Annotated in this window: 19 protein-coding genes; 14 read left to right on the top strand and 5 right to left on the bottom strand. The window is 63.5% G+C overall.

Going from position 1 to position 19511, the window contains the following annotated elements; all coding sequences use genetic code 11:
• Window positions 1-792 (top strand): SIS domain-containing protein, encoded by a 792-nt coding sequence (locus FJ492_RS16900; protein WP_140771027.1) that lies wholly within the window; start codon window positions 1-3, stop codon window positions 790-792.
• A 135-nt stretch (window positions 793-927) separates the two neighbouring features.
• Here the strand turns inward: FJ492_RS16900 and FJ492_RS16895 are convergent, their stop codons facing one another.
• Both FJ492_RS16895 and FJ492_RS16890 read right to left on the bottom strand, forming a co-directional pair.
• Window positions 928-2211 carry a D-tagatose-bisphosphate aldolase, class II, non-catalytic subunit gene (locus FJ492_RS16895; RefSeq protein WP_140771025.1) on the bottom strand — a complete coding sequence of 428 codons (1284 nt, stop codon included), beginning with the start codon at window positions 2209-2211 and terminating at the stop codon, window positions 928-930.
• A complete protein-coding gene (locus FJ492_RS16890) occupies window positions 2208-3161 on the bottom strand; it encodes a sugar kinase (protein ID WP_140771023.1) in 954 nt (317 codons plus the stop codon). Before FJ492_RS16890 ends, FJ492_RS16895 begins: the two co-directional genes overlap by 4 nt.
• A 259-nt stretch (window positions 3162-3420) precedes the next feature.
• On the opposite strand from FJ492_RS16890, the gene FJ492_RS16885 reads away from it, so the two are divergent.
• Window positions 3421-4455, top strand: coding sequence for a LacI family DNA-binding transcriptional regulator (locus FJ492_RS16885; RefSeq protein WP_140771021.1), 1035 nt, complete (start codon window positions 3421-3423; stop codon window positions 4453-4455).
• On the opposite strand, the gene FJ492_RS16880 is transcribed toward FJ492_RS16885, so the two are convergent.
• The 3 genes from FJ492_RS16880 to FJ492_RS16870 form a co-directional block, all read right to left on the bottom strand.
• On the bottom strand, window positions 4443-5393 hold the full coding sequence (locus tag FJ492_RS16880; protein WP_140771019.1) for an alpha/beta hydrolase: 951 nt from the start codon (window positions 5391-5393) through the stop codon (window positions 4443-4445). The genes FJ492_RS16885 and FJ492_RS16880 overlap by 13 nt on opposite strands.
• Before the next feature lie 18 nt (window positions 5394-5411).
• Window positions 5412-6560, bottom strand: coding sequence for a Gfo/Idh/MocA family oxidoreductase (locus FJ492_RS16875; RefSeq protein WP_140771017.1), 1149 nt, complete (start codon window positions 6558-6560; stop codon window positions 5412-5414).
• Window positions 6561-6816: 256 nt separating this feature from the next.
• Window positions 6817-7578, bottom strand: coding sequence for a DeoR/GlpR family DNA-binding transcription regulator (locus tag FJ492_RS16870; RefSeq protein ID WP_140771016.1), 762 nt, complete (start codon window positions 7576-7578; stop codon window positions 6817-6819).
• Window positions 7579-7740: 162 nt separating this feature from the next.
• Here FJ492_RS16870 and FJ492_RS16865 point away from each other — a divergent pair, with 162 nt between their 5' ends.
• The 12 genes from FJ492_RS16865 to FJ492_RS16805 all read left to right on the top strand — a co-directional run bounded on the left by FJ492_RS16865 (window position 7741) and on the right by FJ492_RS16805 (window position 19443).
• Entirely contained in the window at window positions 7741-8541 is an 801-nt protein-coding gene (locus FJ492_RS16865; RefSeq protein ID WP_140771137.1) for a class I fructose-bisphosphate aldolase, read from the top strand.
• Window positions 8542-8544: 3 nt separating this feature from the next.
• A complete protein-coding gene (locus FJ492_RS16860; protein ID WP_140771015.1) occupies window positions 8545-9495 on the top strand; it encodes a PfkB family carbohydrate kinase in 951 nt (316 codons plus the stop codon).
• A gap of 84 nt (window positions 9496-9579) precedes the next feature.
• A complete protein-coding gene (locus FJ492_RS16855; protein WP_140745871.1) occupies window positions 9580-10725 on the top strand; it encodes an ABC transporter ATP-binding protein in 1146 nt (381 codons plus the stop codon).
• 111 nt (window positions 10726-10836) lie between these two features.
• Complete coding sequence (locus FJ492_RS16850; protein ID WP_140505644.1) at window positions 10837-12084, top strand: sugar ABC transporter substrate-binding protein; 1248 nt, start codon at window positions 10837-10839, stop codon at window positions 12082-12084.
• Between the two features lie 115 nt (window positions 12085-12199).
• Window positions 12200-13096 carry a sugar ABC transporter permease gene (locus FJ492_RS16845; protein WP_140505642.1) on the top strand — a complete coding sequence of 299 codons (897 nt, stop codon included), beginning with the start codon at window positions 12200-12202 and terminating at the stop codon, window positions 13094-13096.
• 6 nt (window positions 13097-13102) lie between these two features.
• Window positions 13103-13945, top strand: coding sequence for a carbohydrate ABC transporter permease (locus FJ492_RS16840; RefSeq protein WP_140771014.1), 843 nt, complete (start codon window positions 13103-13105; stop codon window positions 13943-13945).
• Between the two features lie 206 nt (window positions 13946-14151).
• Window positions 14152-14973 (top strand): sugar phosphate isomerase/epimerase, encoded by an 822-nt coding sequence (locus FJ492_RS16830; protein WP_140771013.1) that lies wholly within the window; start codon window positions 14152-14154, stop codon window positions 14971-14973.
• A 4-nt stretch (window positions 14974-14977) separates the two neighbouring features.
• Entirely contained in the window at window positions 14978-16054 is a 1077-nt protein-coding gene (locus FJ492_RS16825; protein ID WP_140771012.1) for a Gfo/Idh/MocA family oxidoreductase, read from the top strand.
• A complete protein-coding gene (locus FJ492_RS16820) occupies window positions 16054-16872 on the top strand; it encodes a sugar phosphate isomerase/epimerase (RefSeq protein ID WP_140771011.1) in 819 nt (272 codons plus the stop codon). The genes FJ492_RS16825 and FJ492_RS16820 overlap by 1 nt, the downstream gene beginning before the upstream one ends.
• Window positions 16872-17702 (top strand): alpha/beta hydrolase, encoded by an 831-nt coding sequence (locus tag FJ492_RS16815; protein ID WP_140771010.1) that lies wholly within the window; start codon window positions 16872-16874, stop codon window positions 17700-17702. Before FJ492_RS16820 ends, FJ492_RS16815 begins: the two co-directional genes overlap by 1 nt.
• The gene (locus FJ492_RS16810) at window positions 17699-18421 is read left to right on the top strand and encodes a ribulose-phosphate 3-epimerase (RefSeq protein ID WP_140771009.1); all 723 of its coding nucleotides are present in this window, start codon (window positions 17699-17701) and stop codon (window positions 18419-18421) included. Before FJ492_RS16815 ends, FJ492_RS16810 begins: the two co-directional genes overlap by 4 nt.
• On the top strand, window positions 18421-19443 hold the full coding sequence (locus FJ492_RS16805) for an ROK family protein (protein WP_140771008.1): 1023 nt from the start codon (window positions 18421-18423) through the stop codon (window positions 19441-19443). Before FJ492_RS16810 ends, FJ492_RS16805 begins: the two co-directional genes overlap by 1 nt.
• The last annotated feature ends 68 nt before the right edge of the window (window positions 19444-19511 follow it).

Here is a 19511-nt window from a genome sequence, read left to right as displayed (position 1 = left end):
GTGTCCGATCTCTACATCCACCGTCTCGCCGCTCTCATCGACAAGGCAGCGAAAACCAATGAAGAGGCCTTCGGCCAGGCCGCCAGCCGCTTTGCCGACTCGTTGGAAGGCGGCGGGCTGGTCCATCTCTACGGTTCGGGCCATTCGGTGCTGCCTGTGCAGGAAGTGTTCCCGCGCTACGGCAGCTATGTCGGCTTCAATCCGCTGACCGACCCGCGCGTTATGTGGCACAACGTGCTCGGCGCCGGCGGGGTGCGCGAGCTTCTGTGGCTGGAGCGAGCTGAAAAGTATGCCGAGAAATTCCTCGACCACCAGCCGCTCAACAAGGGCGATTCGATCATCATCTTCGGCCACAGCGGCCGCAATTCGTCCGGCATCGACACCGCTCTCTATGCCAGGAAGCGCGGCATCTTCGTCGTCGCGGTGACCAGCAAGAACAATCTCGACAAGCCGGCGACGCATTCCTCCGGCAAGCGGCTGGCCGACGCGGCGGATCTCGTCATCGACACCTGCTCGCCGATCGAGGACGCCATTGTACCGGTCGAAGGTTGGAGCCGTCCGGTGTCGGGCTCATCGACGGTGCTCGCCATGATCCTGGCGCATGAGTTGATCGCGCGCACGGCCGAGCAACTCGCCAAGCGCGGCATCGAACTGCCGGTCTTCGCCTCGCCGACGATCGCCGGCGTGACGTTGCATGATACCGACGTCATCTACGGTGTCTACCGCGAACGCATGCTGGAAGCGCAGAAGAAACACCTGCCGACCTTCCAGGCGACGATGCGCGGCGAATAAGCTTGCGTCCGGGAAGGGCGCTGCCGGCGCTTTCCCGGTGGACTGCCGTCCGGCACTACACCGACACGCCGGAAAAGCTGGCGCCGCACATCATTGGTTTTTCCAGGTGCAACGCCGAGGCGTGGTCAGGGTCGATCAGCCAGTTGCTCTGGCATAGATGTCGAGAACATCCGTCACGCCTGCGATGAGGAGTTCCCTGGCCTTTGGCGCGACGGACCCGCTCGCCACCGCGCCGTCGAGACGGCCGAGATACTGGCTGATCAGGGGTGAGGGGATGTCGCGCTCGCCCAGCGCTTGCATCAGCGCGTTCACGGCCTGCCGCGCCGCCTGCGCGGGCCAGTAGTAGCGGATACGGTCGCTGTAGGAGAAATGTCGCTCGATCCACTGCTCGGCCTCGGAGCCGTGATGGTAATTCTTCCAGTTGTCGGGCGCTGCCAGCATGACGCGCTCCATCGCCGCCGGCAGGCTTTCCCGAGCCGGGTCGGGAGCAAGAATGTCAGCGATGTGGCTCAAACCGTAGAGCGCTTCGCGCAGCGCGAAGGTCAGCCATGGCCCGACCTTGAGGATGGCAAAACCGTCATCGACCAAAGCGCTCAGCGCGGCGACCGGCTGGTAGTCGGTCGAGTGGGCCTCGAAGACGAATTGCGGCAGGTCGCGCAGCCTGCCGGCGAGCGCCCGGGCGCGTTCCGGCCGGTAGGCGATCACCTCCGCATTGCCGAATTCCACGCCCGGCTGCACTACGACGCCGATCGCCCGCGAGAAGGCCTGGTCGAGGTCGCGCTGGCTGAAGGCATCGCGGTGGATGCGCACCGTCTCGCGGGCCGCCTCCGGTGTCGTCACCGCCAGATGGTCCATCGCTTCCAGGGCGCCGCCCGGCACCGGCACTTCAGTGCCGATGACATAGACAGGCCTGGCGCCGCCTGTTCGTTCAATCGCGGCCTCCGCCACCTCGGCCAGTTCGGCGGCGCGCGCGGCGATCGTGGCGTCGGGCGGTGCCGCGCCTTCGCCGGCGCAGCCCATGCTGGCGTCGAGGTGGATCTTGGTGAAGCCGGCCTCGGCATAGGCATCCACCATGCGCGATGCCTTCTCCATGGCTTCAGGCGCCGGCAGGTGCTTCCAGGGATTGGGGCCGAGATGATCGCCGCCGAGCACCAGCCTGTCCAGGGGAAAGCCGGCCTTGCCGGCGATGGCCTCGACGAAGCGGCGGAAATCGCCTGGTGTCATGCCGGTATAGCCGCCTTCGTGGTTGACCTGGTTGCAGGTGGCCTCGATCAGGACGTCGGCGTTGCGCGCCTTGCCGTGGCGCAGCGCCGCTTCGATGACCAGCGGATGGGCCGAGCAGATCGAGGCGATGCCACAGCGTTCGCCGGCCGCACGGCGCGACGCTATGGCGGCCAGCCTGTCGGTCGCCTGGCTCATGCCGGTGCTCCCGTCCTGCTGGTCGCGATGAACGCCTCGACCTCGGCCAGCGAGGCGATGCCTTCCATCGGTCCCTTCTTCGTGACCGCCAGTGCGCCGCAGCCATTGGCGATCTCGAGCGCTCTCTTAGGTCCCTCTCCACGCAGCCAGAAGGAGACGAAGGCTGCCGCAAAACAGTCTCCGGCGCCGGTCGGGTCGATTTCGTCGACAACGAAGCCGGGTGAAGCGATGCGCCCTGACCGGTCGTAGTGAACGGCGCCCTGCGCGCCCTTCTTGACGACCACGGTGGAGATGCCGCGGTCCAGCATTTCGCGCGCCGCGCTCTCCTCGTCGGTTGCCTCGGCGAAGGTGAAGAGTTCCGGCCCGCTCGGCAGGAACACATCGGTTTTCGACAGCACGAAATGCAAGGCGTCGCGCATGCCCGGCAGATCGAGCATCTCCTTGCGGATGTTGGGGTCGAAGGAGACCGTGCCGCCGCGCCTCTTGACGGCTTCGATCCCGTTGCGGGCAACCTCGATCACTTCGGGCGAGAACAGCGATGTGCCCATGACGTGAAAATGGTCGGCGCCGGCCAGCAGCGCGCGCGCTTCCGCGCCCATCTCGATCAGCCCGGCGGCGCTCTGCTTGATGTTGTAGACGAAGTGCCGGCTGCCATCGGTCTCATAGGTGACGAAGGCGGTTCCGGTCGCAGCACCCTGATGGACGGTGATGGCGGAGATGTCGGCACCGTCGGCGCGCAGGCGCTCGATGTTCAAATGGCCGAAATCGTCGTCGCCCACCGCTGCGATCAGCCCGGCCGGCTGGCCGAGCCGCGCCGCCTGATCGATAAAGATGGCGGGAGCGCCTGACGGAAACGGACCGACCAGCGGGCCGGCAGCGCGAAAACTCTGGCCGATCCGCTCGGCCATGATCTCGACCAGGATCTCGCCGGCGCAAACCAGTTTCTTCATGTCCTCACCATCTGCCGGACGGACGGCGTCCGATTGCCATGCGTTATCCGCATGTCCGTGCGGGTTTAAAACCTAAGTTGCCATTTTTAAAGCGTCAATAAATAATTTGACGTGCGCAATGCTTTTGCGTTGTAGTGGAAACATGGAAATTTGACTGAATAAGTTCGGTCAAGCAATGCTGCCTCAGCGCAATGGTCGCAAGACTGATTCTGGCCGGTGCGCGAAGGCTGGCATTGAGGGCAAGGAGCCTGAAATATCGATGGCGGAAAAGACGCACCGGACAATGGATGATTTCGCCAGGGCGTCCGGCGTGTCCCGGCCGACCCTGTCGAAGTACTTTGACGATCCGGCCAGCGTGAAGCCGGCGACACGAGCGCGCATCGAGGCGGCGCTTCGTTCGTCCGACTACCAGCCGAATGTTTTTGCCCGCAATCTCAATCGCAAGCGCACCCGCAATGTCGGCATCGTGGTGCCGGCGATCACAGATCCGTTCTACGCGGAGATGGTCAGCCGCATCGAACTGCGCTGCCGCGACGAAGGGTTTTGGCCGATCGTCATCTCCTCGCACGGTTCGCCGAAGCTGGAGGCGGAATCGGTTAGGACGCTGATGTCGCTGAAGGTCGCCGGCGCCATCGTCGCGCCCTTGGGATTGGTCTCCGAGCCCGGCGTCTTCGAGCGGATGAGCGAGGACATCCCGATCGTCTATTTCGACACCTATATCGAAGGCGACACGCCGTTCGTCGGCAATGACAACCACCAGAGCACCTCGACGATCGTGGATTATCTCTGCCGGTCCGGCGAACCGCCGGTCTATGTCGACATCCCGCACGTCAACCACAATTCGAGCGAACGGCTGCAGAGCTATATCGACACGATGCACGCCGCCGGCCTGGAGCCCACCGTTCTCAAGGCGGCGGGCGACTATAGCTGGGACTTCGAGCGCATCGGTCACGAATGGATGGACAGGACGCTCGAGAAAGGCGGCCTGCCGGCCCGCACGCTGCTCTGCGCCAATGACCGTCTCGCCTTTGGCGTGATGTCGGCTGCCTTTTCGCGCGGGCTGAAGATCGGCCGCCGCGCTGATAGCGATTTCCGTGTCGCCGCTCATGACGATCATCCGCTGAGCCGCTACACCTGTCCCGCGCTGACCACGATGGCGCAGGACTTCGCCGCCATGGCCGGTCGCAGCGTCGAGATCCTGCTGGCGCTTTTGGACGAGACTGACCCGCCCGGCCAGGATCTGGCGCGCAACGTCAAGCTTGGTGCGACCCTGGTGATGCGTCAGTCGGCCTGAACACCCGTCTGCCGCTGAAGCCAGGCCGCCGCCTCGCTCACCGTTTGCCGCGCGGCCAGGATGTGCCGACCCATCGAGACGAAGCCGTGGATCTGACCTGGCCAGTGCCGCAACACCAGCGGCACTCTTTCGGCCCGCAGGCGCTCGGCATAGGCCGTGCCTTCGTCGGCAAGGATGTCGTGGCCGGCGATCACGACGAAGGCCGGCGGTGCGCCGGCAAGGCTGGGGGCCAGCAGCGGCGATACGCGCCAATCCGCGATGTCGTCCGGCGTTCGCACATAATGGTCGCGGAACCAGGCCATGGCGGCGGCGGTGAGCCCGAAGCCGTCGCCGAAACGCCGATAGCTGTCCGCCGCCTGGCGGGCATCGGTGTTGGGATAGGTCAGGATCTGGGCGGCAAGCGGCGGCGCCAGCCCGTCGCGGGCAAGCAACGCCAGAACGGCGGCAAGGTTGCCGCCGGCGCTATCGCCGGCAACGGCAATGCGGGTCGGGTCGATGCCGAGTTCGCCAGCGTTCCCGGCCATGAAGCGGAGCGCCGCCGCGCAATCCTCCAGCCCGGCGGGAAACGTGTGCTCCGGCGCCAGCCGGTAATCGGGACAGACGACGACGGCGTTGCCGAGATTGGCCAGCCAGCGGCAGATTTCGTCATGCGAATCGAGATTGCCGATGACCCAGCCGCCGCCATGCAGGTAAAGCACGGCGCGCGCCCCGGTCCGCGGCGCGCCGATACCGCGATGGATGCGGATCGTGACCGGGCCGTTCGGCCCGTCGATCTGCTGCTGTCCGGTTGCCGCGACCGGCTCGTGCTCGCCCTGCTGAGTTGGGAAGGAAGCGATGTAGGCGGCCCGTGCCGCCGCCACGCTGCCATTCTCGAACGGTTCGCCGCCGGCGGCACGACCGATTTCGAGGGCACGCAATGCATCCGGATCGAGTGTCATCGTCATCTCCGCTGGAGGTCAGGCGAGCAGGCCGCGTGCCTCGTCTTCGCTAAGCAGGGCCGGCTGGACGACGTCACCTGTGATCGCAACCGAGCTTTTCGTCTCGCCCGAATGCAGGATCGCTTCCATGATCTCCAGCACATGCAGGGCCAGATTGCCGGAAGCGCGGGGTGTCGCACCGGTCTGCAGCGAGCGTACCAGATCGGCGACGCCGAGCATGCGGTAATTGGCGCGGTCGGGCGCTGCGTAAGGCCAGTTGCGGGCACCGTAGAGTTCGCCTTCGCTGGCGAAGTCCTTCCAGGCGGCGCCGCGTTCCGACAGCGATACGGTGCCGCCGAACGTGTCCGGGTCGGGCAGGCGCAATGAGCCCTCGGTGCCGTGCAGTTCGATGGGATGGTTGGAATGCCTGAAGACGTCCCATGATGCGCCGAAGGTGACGGTCGCGCCGGAGCGGAATTCGAGCAGCGACAGCACATTGGTCGGCGTGCCGACCTTGAATTTGGTGTTCTTGAACGGCCCTTCGGCCGATATCAGCCGTTCCTCCTGGCCCTTCGTCGCCATCGCCATGACGCGGGTGACCGGCCCGAGCAGATTGACCAGCATGGTGAGATAGTAGGGTCCCATGTCGAATACGGGGCCGCCGCCCGGCTGATAGTAGAATTGCGGATTGGGATGCCAGTGTTCCATGCCACGTCCCATCATGAAGGCGGTGCCGGTGACCGGGCGCCCGATGGCGCCTTCATCCATCAGGCGGCGCGCTTTGCGTCCGGCCGCACCAAGGAAGGTATCGGGAGCCGAGCCGAGCAGCAGGCCACGCTTGGCCGCCTCGGTCACCAGCCGGCGCCCGTCGCTGGCCGAGATTGCCAGCGGCTTTTCGGTGAAGACATGCTTTCCCGCCGAAAGGGCGGAGAACGAAATGTCGAAATGCGCCGCCGGAATGGTGAGGTTAAGGACGAGGTCGATCTCGGGGTCGGCCAGCAGCGCATCGACGCCGAGTGCCCGAATGCCGTATTCCTTGGCCCGTAACGCCGCCATCTCGGCCGAAATATCGGCACAGGCGCGCAATTCGATGCCGCCGAAAAGTGCGGCGTTGCGCAGGTAAGTCATCGAGATGTTGCCGCATCCAATGACGCCGATGCCGAGTTTGGCCTGTGATTTTGCCTGCATTTCTGTCGTACCCTCCCAATACGGTCCCGCTACCCGATCCGTCGCAATGGTGCCGGATCGCTTTCAAAATCGCTATACAACATTTTAAATATTGACGCGCGTAAAATTTTTATAGAACATGCGGAAATGGCTGGCGACATCGGGAGGCTGCCAGCCTTGGGAGGAGAAAATGACAGACAGAAAAAACGGCCTGGCGGCCGATGCGAATCCGTGGGTCATCGGGTCTTTCGGTTGCGGCCAGGGGACCGCGACGGGTTCAGGCATAGATCACCTTGGCCCCAATTTTATCCAGCTGGCTGCGTATTGGACCGGGCAGGCTATCATCGGTGATCACCACATGGACGCTCGACAGCGAAAATGCCTTGGAGGTCCCGCTGACGCCCCATTTGCTCGAATCCGCAAGGAGGACAACGCGCCGTGCCATACGCACCAGGTTTCGCTTCGTTCGCGCCATGTCTTCGTTCACGTCGACCACATCCAGTGACGAGTCGATCGCATGCGCTCCAACGAAGACCTGATGCGCCACCAAGCCGCCGAGAGCCGTATCGGCATCGGTAATCAGCGTGCTCACCGTGTCTGGATAGACCCGGCCACCGATCATGTGCACATCGAGCCCGGGCCGATGCATCAGATGCTGCACGATATTCATCGCCGTGGCCGCGACCACGACGTTGTTGAGCGGCGGTAACTGCATGGCAACTTGCATCAATGTCGAGCCGCCGTCGAAGATGACCGATTGGTTGTCCTCGAACAGCTCTACCGCTGCCCGGGCGATGCGTTTCTTCGCATCGAGGTTCGTTTGCATCCGCCGCGCGAACGCGGCCGTGGTCGAATCCGTGGTCCGGGTCACCGCCCCTCCACGGGTCTTGGTCAGTAGTCCCTTGTGGTCCAGTATCTCGAGGTCGGAACGCACCGTGACTTCCGACACGCCAAAATCGTCCGACAAGTCCTTCGTGCGAACCTGTCCGCTGCGTTGCACCTCACTCAGGATCGATTGGCGTCTCTGCTCTGACAACATTGCCCTGTCCTCGCCTCCATGCACCGAGCAACCGCCCTGGCCTCGGCTCACCTTACCAAAAATACGCAAATTCGAAAGCTTTCGAAAGATTGCATTTATCGTTTCTTTCGCAAACACTGTTTCCAGGATTTTGAAACCAAACGATTGGGACATTTTGCACTCATGAGCCTAGGAACCAAAGTGCGCCTTGCGCGCCTCTTCTCGCATCCATCGGGAAACCTTTTTGGCGGCGCGGTCGACCACTTTGTCGGCTATGGCGACGTGCGCAAAGGAGGTCTTGCCGATCTGCCGGGCGCGCTCGCTCGCGTCATGGTGGGCAAACCCGACTACGTCAGCATTCAGCCAGGCACCGCGCGCCACCTGTGGCCGCAATACGCGGGCAAGGCTTCCCTGGTGATCCAGGCCGGCTGCTTCACCCCGGACGATCGCGTCAGTGAACTGATTGCAACGCCCGAGGATGCGGTGCGCGCTGGCGCCGATGCGTTGGCCGTGGCCATTCCGGTACGCGGCGCGACCGAGGGCAAATACATACGCTGGCTGACCGATTCGGTGAATGCGGCGGCCCGCTACGGCATGCCGGTAGTCGCGCATATCTACCCTCGCGATTTCACCGATGGCGCAAAAATCGTCTTCACCCCCGACGAGATCGCCTATGCGGCGCGCATCGGCTACGAATCCGGCGTCGACGTGATCAAGATCGGTTACACGGGCGATTTCGAGTCGTTCCGAGAGACCGTTCGGACCTGCCCGGTGCCGGTTGTGATCGCGGGTGGCCCGAAGACCGATACGCTGCTCGGCGCCCTTCAGCAGACGGCGGACGCCATCCGTGCCGGCGCGCGCGGTGCCGTGGTGGGCCGCAATCTCTGGGGGCATGGCGATCCGGAGAAGGCAGCGATTGCCTTTCGGGGCGTCATCCATGACGGCCTTTCGGCGCAAGATGCCCTGGCGAAGGCAGGTGCCTGAACGATGCCCACCGTCCCTTCAATCCTCGGCTTCGGAGCTATTGCGATCGACGACATCGTCTATGTCGATCAGCCGTTGTCGGCGGGCAAGGGGAAGGTTCTGCAAAGCGCCCGAGCTTTCGGCGGAAATGTCGCCACGGCCCTTGCCGCCGTCGCGCGGCTTGGCGGAACCGCCGGGTTCATCGGATGGCTGGGCAGTGCCGCGGACGACGCCGTGCTGTGCGATCTCGTTGCGAGCGGCGTTGAAACTGCATTCGCGCCGCGCCACCCGCACGCACGCCCGGTGCGCTCGCGGATCACCGTCGGGTCGGATGGGGAGCGGTTCATCGCGTATGACGACGAAGCGATGCTGGGCACCGCGCCGGACTTTCCGGACGAGGTCCTCAGCCGCGCGACAGTCCTGATCGTCGATAGTTACGCGATCCGGACGCTGGATGTCGTGGTTCGGGCTCGCGATCTCGGCCTTGCGATCCTCGGCGATATCGAATGGAGCAGCGGCCCAGCCACCGAGAGATTGATCGCGCTATGCGACCATCTCATTCTTCCCCTCGGCTTTGCGCGGGCTGCCACGGGGTGCCGATCGCCCGCCGAGATTCTCGATGCCTTATGGTTGCCGTCGCGGTCCGCCGTGGTTCTGACGGACGGCGGCAGGGGCGTCTATTATCGCGGACGCGACGAGACAGGGCTCTGGCACCTGCCTCCGCATCGGGTCGCCGTCGTCGATTCGACCGGCGCCGGTGACTGCTTTCATGGCGCCTATGCCCTTGCATTGGAGCGCGGGGCCGACACCGCACGCCGGGTCGCATTCGCCGCCGCGGCGGCGGCCCTTTCGATAACGGGGCGGGGCGGGCGCGAGGCGCTTCCGACCGGCAATCAGGTCACGGAATTCCTGGCATCGGCGAACGCGCCGTCGGCAGTCGAACTGAAATATGCGCAGCTCGATACCGGAACCTGAACTATCGCAGAAAGTATTTCGCAGGTGAACACAAGCCGAGGAGAATTATAAAAAGTCGTGAATTAGACTTGTGGAGGGAGGAAGATGGCAGAAGTCATTCTTGAGAATATCTGCAAAACCTACGGGAACAATTTCAACGCGATCGATCACTTGAACCTATCGGTCGAGGACGGTGAGTTTTTGATTCTCGTCGGGCCATCCGGTTGCGGCAAATCCACCGCGTTGCGGATGATTGCGGGATTGGAGGACATCACCAGCGGCAGCCTTCGGATTGGCGGGATCGACGTCGTCGACATGCCGCCCAAGGACCGCGACATCGCGATGGTCTTCCAGAGCTACGCGCTCTACCCGCATATGACCGTGTTCGAAAACATCGGCTTTTCGATGCGGCTGGCAGGCAAGCCGAAGGCCGAGCGCAAGAAACGCGTGGACGAGATCGCCAAAACCCTTCAACTGACATCGCTGCTGGACAGCAAACCCGCGAACCTTTCAGGCGGACAGCGTCAACGGGTTGCCATGGGTCGCGCCATGGTGCGCGAGCCAGCCGCCTTTCTCATGGACGAACCCCTTTCCAATCTGGACGCGAAACTGCGTGTTCAGATGCGCGCCGAAATCACCAGCCTGCAAAAGCAGCTCGGCGTCACGACCATATATGTGACCCACGACCAAACCGAAGCGATGACGATGGGGGACAGGGTCGCGGTGTTGAAAGGCGGCGTGCTGCAGCAGGTCGACACCCCCAAGAGACTCTATGAATCGCCGGTGAACGCCTTCGTTGCCGGCTTCATCGGTTCTCCTTCGATGAACCTTTTCGAGGCGACCCTGACGGGCGACGACCTGATTTCCGGTACCTTCGCCGTCCGGCTGCAGGATGAGGCCTTCATCCGCAGGCCGGCCTTGAGATCCTATGCGGGACGCAAGGTCGTGTTCGGGATCCGACCGGAGCATCTCTATGACAGCAGCCTCGAATCCGGCCGCAAGTACCAGACGATACCGGCAAAGGTGACCTCGATCGAAGAACTCGGGTCCGAGCACATCGTCCATCTGAACATCGACGCGGTCCGGGTGGACTCCGGCGACCCGGACGCGGTGGAGGATTTCGGCCGGGCGTCGAACGCGGTGGCGAAATTCGAACCGGTCAGCACAGTCCGCTCCGGCTCGGAAATCCAGTTGGCTCTGGATGACGTCAAGCTGCATTTCTTCGATCCCGAGACGCATCTGGCGATCTGAAGATCCGTGGCAAGGCCCGCAGGCGAGGGCGAGGCGTCTGCGTAAGAAGACTTCTGAATAACCAGACGATCGGCGGCATTGTGCGGTCGATCCCCAGAGAAGGAGGAGAATATGACGTTCCGTATAAAACCCGCGATGCTGAAAATAGCCGCGGCCGCATGGTTGCTTGGCGCAACCGGCGCCATGGCGGACACGACGCTGGAATTCACCCAATGGTGGGAGCCCGAATTGCCGGCTGGCTCTCTCAGGGCGATCATGGATGACTTCGAGGCCGCGAATCCCGGAATCAAGGTGACGCTGGTAAGCGGCCCCTACGCGACCACGCGAGACCAGATCTCGGTTGGTGCGGCAACCGGAACGCTCAGCGACGTCGTCGGCCTCGACGGCGCCTGGGTAAACAATCTGAACGCGCAGAACGCGCTGGCCGACATGAACCCGATGATGGACGCAAGCGGCTTCGACAAGAGCCAGGTCGCGGATATCATCAAGGTGGACGGCAAGGCGGTGATGTTCCCGGTCGCTTCGTTCGTCTATCCGGTCTTCGTGAATTTGGACCTCGCCGCCCAGGCGGGCGTGACCAAGCTGCCGTCGACCCGAGCGGAATTTCTCGAAGCCGCCAAGAAGATGACGCACGCCGACAAGAACCAGTACGGCTGGGTGCTGCCGCTGTCGCTGCAAACGCCGTCCGGTGTCCAGAACGACATGATGTCGTGGGTCTGGGCTTCGGGTCAGTCGATGATGGCGAACGGCAAGCCTGACCTCGAGGGCAAACCGGTGGTGGATATGCTCACCTTCGTCAAATCACTCAACGACGCCGGCACCATCTCGCCCGGCATCGCCACCAAGACCGAGCAGGAAAAAGTCGAGGAATTCGTCAACGACCGCGTCGGGATGATGATCGACTCGCTTGCGCATGTGAACCTTATCCGCAAGCGCAATCCCAAGCTGAACTTCGACCTCATCCCGGTCCCGGTCGTGGAAAACTATACCGGAAAGCGCGGCCTTCCCTATGCCTCCTGGGGCATCGGTATCTCCGCGGCCTCGAAACATCAGGAGGAGGCCTGGAAACTCGTCCAGTACTTGATGAGCGAAAAGGTGAACGCCAAGCTCGTTTCGCTTGCAAACGCCTTCCCGGGTAACGTCAACGCCAAGCCTGACTTCGTGACGTCTGACAAGGCTTTCGGCAAGGCTTTCGAGATCTTCAAGACCGGCTATCTCGCCAACGAGTTCACGGGCCTGCCGGTGGCTGAAGACCTGATGACCCAGTTCGACGTGCAGGCTCAAAAGATGCTTGCCGGTGAGCAAAAGCCGGAAGAGGCAGCCGCTGCCGCGCAAAAGGGCTGGATGGCGAAATTCTGATCGGCGTGCTCCGCTCTCGCGGCCCACGGTTGGCCTGCCATTAAGCGGGCCAACCGGCAGATGACGAACCTGAATGGTATTTGAAGCTCTTTTCTCTTGTCGCGAGGTTGCCACCATGACCCGGCAGAAGCGCTCCCATCACAAGCTCAAACGAGCTATGGCGCCCTATCTCTATCTGTCGCCCTCGCTGCTCATAGTCGGGCTCCTGATGCTGTTGCCGATGGTCACGGTGATTGCCTATTCCTTTCAGAACAGCGCGGTGCTGCGTCGTGATCCATCCTTTGCCGGGCTAAAGCACTATCAGGCGATCTTTGACGATCCCGTGTTCTGGGCTTCGCTGTGGCATACGCTCTATTTCACATGCATGAGTGTCGTTTTCCATATGACCATCGGTATGGTCTTTGCACTCATGCTGAACAGCGACCGCATCAATCCGACGCTGCGCAATGTGCTGCGCGTGCTCTACATACTGCCTTGGCTGTTCACCGCGGTGATCATCGCCGTGATCTGGCGTCTCTTGCTTGAGCCGAACGGTGTCGTGAACAGCATTCTCATGCAGATGGGCATCATCGGTTCCAAGATCGAGTGGTTTTCCTCGCCCGAGACCGCGCTGCACGCCGTCACTTTCGCCAATATCTGGGCGGGCTACCCGCTTTTCATGGTCAGCCTGCTCGCGGGTCTGCAAGGCATTCCCAAGGATTTCTACGAGGCCGCCGATATCGATGGGGCGAAGGCCTACCAGAAGCTGATCTTCATCACCATCCCGCAACTGATGCCGATCATCATCAGCATCTCGCTGCTCGACTTCATCTGGACCATGCAGGTCTTCCCGCTGATCTGGATAACCACGGGCGGCGGGCCGATATACGCGACCGAGGTCCTCAGCACTTACACCTACAAGCTTGCGTTTTCGAGCTACAACCTGTCCCAGGCGTCGGCGAGCGCTGTGGTAATCCTGCTGATCTCTCTCGGCCTGACGCTGTTCTATATTCGCTATCAGCGGGCCAGGTAGGACGCCATGAGGAAACGGAACTCTGGCAAAGACAAACTGATCACCGTCGCGCTGCATGTTGCTCTTGCGGCAGGGCTGTTCTTCGCAGCCTTCCCGATCTACTGGATGCTCAGCAGCTCGTTCAAGTCGAATACCGAAATCTTTGCCCTGCCACCAACCATCCTGCCGAAGGCCTTCACGCTGGAAGCGTATGCAGCCATCCTCGGCGACCCGGTAAAGCTGCGCTTCTTCTTCAACAGCTACTTCGTGGCGGGAGCGGTGACCGTGCTGACAGTGCTGATCGCCTTGCTGGCGGCCTACGGGTTCAGCCGCTTCAAGTTCCGCGGCAAGGGCAGCCTGAACACGCTCATCATCAGCACGCAGACGATCCCGCCGATCACACTTTTGATCCCCTTCTTCGGGCTTGTCGTTTCGTACGGCGTCTTCGACACCTATGTGGCGCTGATCCTGACCTACCTGGTGTTTACGTTGCCCTATGCGATCCTGCTGATGACAGGGTACCTGAACACGTTGCCACGCGATCTCGATGAAGCCGTCGCCGTCGACGGCGGCACGAGTTGGACAGCGCTCTGGCGAGTGATCGTGCCGATTTCTCTGCCTGGTATCGTGGCGACGTCGGTCTACACCTTCCTGTTATGCTGGAACGAATTTCTCTTTGCGCTGACGCTGACGAAGTCAACGTCCATGCGCACCGTCCCGATCGGCATACAGCTGTTGATGGGGCAGCACGCCTTCGAATGGAACCAGATGATGGCGATGAGCGTGCTCGGCTCGCTACCGCTCTTGCTCATCTACCTCGTTGCCCAGAGGTTCTTCCTCGCCGGCATGACCGCAGGCTCGGTCAAGTAGGATGTCCATCCAAGGAGAACTGACGGAGCAGGCCCCCGTGTATTGCAATAGATCATTGGACCCTATCTGCTGGCGGGCGATATCGCCGCGGCCTCGGCCGTCGTCCCGTTCCGCTGATCATGCTCGTGCTGTTCTTCCAGCGCCACATCATCGAAAGCCTGACGCAGGGCCGCCTCAAGGAATAGGCGGAATCAAGGAATGAAAGGATGAACGTGAAAGACCTCAAAGTCGGCTGCCAGACCTTCACCTGGGAAATGCTGGGAGACCGGTTCACCGGTGGCCCCGACGATCTGTTGAAGGCGATCGCGGATGGCGGCTACGCCGGCATCGAGATCACCGACACCATGATCGGCGGCTACGCCGGCAAGCCAGCCGAGTTCGCCGCCGCGCTGAAGTCGTCTGGCCTGGCGCTCATTTCCTTCGCCTTCGGTTCGAAGAGCGGCTTTACGCTGAAGGATGAGATCGGCGCCGACCTCGAAACCGCCAGGCGCTGGATCGATTTCGTGGCAGACTTTCCCGATGCGCTGGTGTCGATGGGCTCGGCGACCGTCGTCTCCAACGGGCCGCGCGACGACAAATTCGCTATCGCGGCCGAGCTGTACAACAAGGCCGGCGAGCTCGGCCGCAAGGCCGGTGTCCAGATCGCGGTGCATCCGAGTTCCCATCACAACACGCTGCTGTTCGACCGCGCCGATTACGACGCGATCTTTGCCTTGCTCGACCCCGATCTGGTCGGCTGGGTGCCGGATACCGGTCACATCCTGCGCGGCCACAAGGATATGGCCGATACGCTCACCACCTACCGCGACCGCATCCGCTACATCCACCTCAAGGACGTCGACGCCAAGGGCACGTGGGCGATGCTGGGCAAAGGTGTTTGCGACACGCCACAAGTCATCGAGATCGCCGGTACCGCGCCGAACTTCAACGGCTGGCTGGTGCTGGAAGAAGAATCCGACACCGCGGCCGCCGATCCGGCCGGTGCGGTCAAGACCAACCGCCAGACGATGCGCGGCTACGGGGCCTGAGACGATGATCAAGAAACAGGACAGACGCCTCAGGGTCGGTGTGCTCGGCTGCGGCCCGATCGCGCAGTTCGCGCATCTGGAATCCTGCGTCAAGGCCGGCAATGCCGACCTCCACGCCATCTGCGACGCGGCACCCGATCTGCTCGCCCGCATGGGCGCCACCTATGAACCTAAGAAGATGTATGCCGACTATGACGCCATGCTCGCCGATCCCGAGCTCGAAGCAGTCATCGTCGCCACGTCGGATGCCTATCATGTGCCGATGTCGATCAAGGCGCTCGATGCCGGCAAGCATGTTCTCTGCGAAAAGCCGATCGGCACCTCGGTCGAGGAAGGCGAGGCCCTGGCGGAGGCGGTCAAGCGCTCCGGCAAGGTGCTGCAGGTCGGCCACATGAAGCGTTTCGACCCGGCGCTGGAGGCCGCCCGCGACTTCGTCCGCGACGAGATCGGCGACGTGCTGGCGCTGAAGGCCTGGTATTGCGATTCCACCCACCGCTACACCAACACCGACGCCGTACAGCCGCTGCCCGTCACCAGCAAGCTCGCGAAAAAGCCCGGCGGAAATCCCAAGGCTGATCTCAGGCAATATTTCATGCTGGCGCACGGATCGCATCTGGTTGACACCGCCCGTTTCCTCTGTGGCGACATCGTTGCCGTGCGCGCCCGCCTCAACGAGCGCTTCGGCGCCCATTGCTGGTTTGTTGAGACCGAATTCGCCAGCGGCGCGCTCGGCCATCTCGACCTGACCGTCGCCGTGCGCATGGACTGGCACGAAGGGTTTCAGCTTTATGGCGAGAATGGTTCGGTCATCGCCAAGACGTTCAACCCCTGGTATTTCCGCGCCAGCGAGGTCGACATCTTCCACGAGAAGGACGCGACCTCGCGAAAACCGCTCGGCGCCGACGGCCATTTCTTCCGTCGCCAGCTCGAGGGCCTTGCCGACACGGTTCTGGACGGCGCGCCGATGCGCGGCGCCAATGTCGAGGACGGCATCGCCTCGATCCGCGCCATGGTGGCGATTGCCCGTTCTGTCGAGACTGGCGAACGGGTTGAACTTGCCTCGGTTTCGGGTGCCCTCTGATGCGCCTCGGCATCTTCGCCAAGACTTTTCCGGGCACCGATCCGGCCGCCGTCTTGGCCAAGGTCAAGCAGGCCGGATACGAGACGACGCAGTTCAATCTCGCCTGCGCCGGCCTGCCGTCGATGCCGGACGTCGTGCCGGCGGATGCCGTCGCCGCCATCCGCGCCGCCGCGCGATCGTCAGGCGTTTTGCTGGCCGCGCTGTCGGGCACCTACAACATGGCGCATCCCGACAAGGCTGTGCGCGACGACGGACTTCGCCGCCTCGCTATCGTCATCGAAACGGCGGCAGCCCTCGACATCCCGCTGGTGACGCTTTGCACCGGCTCGCGCAACGCAGCCGACCAATGGGCATATCATCCCGACAACGTCACGCCGGCGGCCTGGTCCGACATGGCCGCCGAGATGGAAAAGGCGCTGGCGCTCGCCGAGAACGCCGGCGTCGATCTCGGCATCGAGCCCGAGCAGGCCAACATCGTCACCTCGGCCGGGGATGCGATGCGCCTGATCGCCGCCATGGGCTCCAAACATCTCAAGATAGTGCTCGACCCCGCCAACCTGTTCGAGCATGCAACGCCGGAGGAAGCGCAGGTTATCGTCGCCGCCGCGATCGATGAGGCAGCCGGCCACATCGCCATGGCGCATGCCAAGGACCGTTTCGCCGACGGCCGCTTCGCCACATCAGGCCAGGGCGTCGTCGACTTCCCGGACTTCGTCGCGCGCTTGAAGGGCGTGGGTTTCGATGGCGCGCTCGTCACGCACGGCTTGCCCGCCGATGAAGCTCCTGGCGTCGCAATCTTCCTGCGAAGGCTGCTCTGATGGGTGTCGCGCCGACGATCATGCTGCGCGGCGATGCAGCGCTCCGTGTCTTCGACATGGGGCAGGGCCTTCCCATCGCCTTCCAGCATGGCCTCGGCGGCGATGCCGCCCAGGTGGCGCAGAACTTTCCCGACGGCCCGTCGCGCCGCCGGCTGACCGTCGAATGCCGTGCGCAAGGCGGCGCCAGTGCCGGCAGCGAGCGTCCGTTCTCGATCGCGATGTTCGCCGACGATGTGCTGGCTGCCGCCGATGCGGCGGGAATGGAGCGCTTTATCGCCGGCGGCATCTCGATGGGCGCGGCGATCGCGCTGCGCCTCGCATTGCATCACCCGGATCGCGTCTCTGGCCTCGTGCTGGTGCGTCCGGCCTGGGCTTTCGACGCGGCGCCTCAAAACATGCAGCCTTACGTCGAAGTGGCGGAACTCATCGACCGGCTTCCGCTGGACGAGGCGCGCGATGCCTTCGCGTCCTCCGCGACGGCAACCCGCTTTCGCAGCGAGGCCCCGGACAATCTCGCTTCGTTGCTCGGCTTCTTCGAGCGCGAGAATGCAACCGTCTTCGCCGAGGTAATGCAGTCGATCGCCAATGATGGGCCTGGTGTGACGCGGGCCGAAGCCGCCGGCCTTGCAAGGCCCACGCTGGTCATCGGCAGCGGCATCGATCTCGTCCATCCCGTGGCGACCGCCCGCGAACTGGCGGAAACGATCCCGAACGCGGTCTTCGCCGAGGTGACGCCGAAGGCTATCGACAAGAACAGCCATTTCGCCGAAATCCGTGCCGCCATCGGCAGCTTCCTCGACAGTAATTTCAACAACCAGGAACAATCATGATCTCGAAAGCCCTGTCAGGTCCGGCCGCCATCGCCGCATTGCCGCGCGACCGTCTGATCGCCGAATTCTCATCGTGGTCTGCCAATCTCGCCAATTTCGAGAGCGACCTCAGGCGCATCGAACCCTATGTCGATCTGCACCACATCGATGTCGCGGACGGCCATTTCGCGCCGTCCTTCCTGTTCTTCCCCGATCTCGTCGCCCGCATTGCCAAACTGACGGCCAAGCCCATCCACGTCCATCTGATGGTCGACGGGGCGATCGTCGAGGAACAGACCCGCCAGTTCATCGAGGCTGGCGCCGACATGATCAGCGTCCATGCCGAGAATGGCGAATCGGGTCTGCGCGCGGTGCGGCTGGCGCGTGCACTCGGCGCCGAAGCCGGCGTCGTGTTGAGGCTGGAAACGCCGGTCGAGGCGGTGACGCCTTTCGTTTCCGAGGTGGCTTTCGTCACGCTTCTCGGCACCGCGATCGGGGTCAAGGGCCAGGGCCTGTCGGAGAAAGCCTGCGACAGGCTGGGCGAGGCCCGCGCTATCCTGCGGAACGCCGGCCGCGAGGCGGCTGTGGTGCTCGCCGCCGATGGCGGCATCCGCCACGAAACCGTGCCGCGGCTTCGCGCGGCAGGTGCCGAGACCGTGGTGCTCGGTTCGCTCGCTTTCGGCGACAAGGATCTCGCCGGCCGCATCGGCTGGCTGCATGATTTGAAGGTCGCGGCCTGATGAGCATTGAAGCCGCTCTTGCGATCGACCTTGGCGGCAGCGAGCTTCGTGCCGCTCTGGTTGACCGTGACGGCAAGATACTGGCCTTCGCGGTGGTGCCGACGCAGGCGCAGGCCGGCCCCGATGCAGTGATCGGCCAGATCGAGGCGCTGGCCGCGACCGTCCATGCCGAGGCGCCGGGGCTGTCGATCCTCGGCGTCGGCGTCGGCGCGCCGGGCCCGCTCGATCCGCTGGCCGGCATCGCCGTCGGACCGCCGACGCTGGCCGGCTGGCAGGACGTGCCGCTGGCCGACATCCTCGAGCGGCGGCTCGGCCTGCCGGTAAGGCTGGAGAACGACGCCAATGCGGCCGCACTTGGCGAATGGCGCTTCGGCGCCGGCCATGGCGCGCGCTCACTGGTCTTCGTCACCGTCTCGACCGGGATCGGCGGCGGCGTCGTCGCCGACGGGCGCATCCTGCATGGCCGCCGCGGCCTTGCCGCCGAGATCGGCCACATGACCATCACCAACGAGGGCGAGCGCTGCGTTTGCGGCGTCGTCGGCTGCTTCGAGGCCATCGCCTCGGGAACCGCGCTCGGCCGCCGCGCCAATGCCGCCACGTCAGCCTTCGATGGCTCCACGCTGCGCCGCCTGTCGGCCAACGCTGAGGTGACGGGACGCCACGTGGTCGAGGCCGCGCGGCTGCAGGATGATCTCGCTGTGGCCCTGCTCAAGGAGGAGGCCCGCTGGCTCGGCGTCGGCTTCACCAATCTCTTGCATCTCTATTCGCCCGACGTGCTGGTCGTCGGCGGCGGCATCGCCAATGGCCTCGACCTGATGGCGCCCGTCATCGGGGCGATCATCCGCCAGCGCGCCATGCTCGCCTATCGCGACGTGCCGGTCGTCCAGGCCCAGCTCGGCCGCCACGCCGGGCTGGTTGGTGCCGCCAGCCTTGTCCTGTTCGACGATTTCGGCACGTTGGCGGCTCCCATGCCTGTCGGCCCAAGCACATATCCGGACACGAGAAGGGACTTCAATGGCTGAGCTCAAGCTGCGCGGTCGGATTGCGATGCAGGTCGATCCGTCGCGCTGCCATTTCTTCGGCGCATAGG

It is taken from the genome of Mesorhizobium sp. B2-5-4 (assembly GCF_006441095.1).
GTDB lineage: Bacteria > Pseudomonadota > Alphaproteobacteria > Rhizobiales > Rhizobiaceae > Mesorhizobium > Mesorhizobium salmacidum.
The sequence above is the reverse complement of the archived record's forward strand: the minus strand, read 5'-3'. Positions and strand labels throughout refer to the sequence as shown.